The following is a 1,295-nucleotide window of genomic DNA, read 5'->3' on the forward strand; positions in this document are numbered from 1 at the left end:
CGGTAGCACCAGTAGCACCTGTGTTACCTTGAGCACCTTGGCACCTTGAGGTCCAGTAGCGCCGGTAGCACCAGTAGCACCTGTGTTACCTTGAGCACCTTGAGGTCCAGTAGCGCCGGTAGCACCAGTAGCACCTGTGTTACCTTGAGCACCTTGAGGTCCAGTAGCGCCGGTAGCACCAGTAGCACCCGTGTTACCTTGAACGCCTTGAGGTCCAGTGGCACCGGTAGCACCTGTGTTACCTTGAACGCCTTGAGGTCCAGTAGCGCCGGTAGCACCAGTAGCACCTGTGTTACCTTGAACGCCTTGAGGTCCAGTAGCGCCGGTAGCACCAGTAGCACCTGTGTTGCCTTGAACACCTTGAGGTCCAGTAGCGCCGGTAGCACCTGTGTTACCTTGAACGCCTTGAGGTCCAGTGGCACCAGTGGCACCAGTAGCACCAGTGTTACCTTGAGCACCTTGAGGTCCAGTGGCACCAGTAGCACCTGTGTTACCTTGAGGTCCCTGAGGTCCAGTAGGTCCAGGAGGCCCGCCAGAAGGTCCGGTAGGTCCGGTAACTCCTATACCAGTAGCGCCAGTGGCACCGGTAGCACCGGTAGCACCTGTGTTACCTTGAACACCTTGAGGTCCAGTGGCACCGGTAGCACCTGTGTTACCTTGAACGCCTTGAGGTCCAGTGGTACCGGTAGCGCCTGTGTTGCCTTGAACACCTTGAGGTCCAGTAGCGCCGGTAGCACCAGTAGCACCTGTGTTACCTTGAGCACCTTGAGGTCCAGTAGCGCCGGTAGCACCAGTAGCACCTGTGTTACCTTGAGCACCTTGAGGTCCAGTGGTACCGGTAGCGCCTGTGTTGCCTTGAACGCCTTGAGGTCCAGTAGCACCAGTAGCACCTGTGTTACCTTGAACACCCTGAGGTCCAGTAGCGCCGGTAGCACCAGTGTTACCTTGAACGCCTTGAGGTCCAGTAGCGCCGGTAGCACCAGTGTTACCTTGAACACCTTGAGGTCCAGTAGCGCCGGTAGCACCAGTAGCACCAGTGTTACCTTGAGGTCCCTGAGGTCCAGTAGGTCCGGTAGGTCCGGTAACTCCTATACCAGTAGCGCCAGTGGCACCGGTAGCACCTGTGTTACCTTGAATACCTTGAGGTCCAGTAGCACCAGTAGCACCTGTGTTACCTTGAGCACCTTGAGGTCCAGTGGCACCGGTAGCGCCAGTAGCACCCGTGTTACCTTGAGGTCCAGTGGCACCGGTAGCGCCAGTAGCGCCCGTGTTACCTTGAGGTCCGGTAGCGCCAG

The 1,295-nt window shown here is 58.0% G+C and carries 1 pseudogene; it reads right to left on the bottom strand.

Features of this window, described 5'->3' with window-relative positions:
- A pseudogene (locus ACO6VI_RS32935) lies at window positions 1-1,295 on the bottom strand (collagen-like protein); the annotation flags it as partial.

The sequence above is a fragment of the Bacillus sp. PSXD-155 genome (assembly GCF_049310765.1).
GTDB classification, from domain to species: Bacteria; Bacillota; Bacilli; order Bacillales; family Bacillaceae_G; genus Bacillus_A; species Bacillus_A cereus.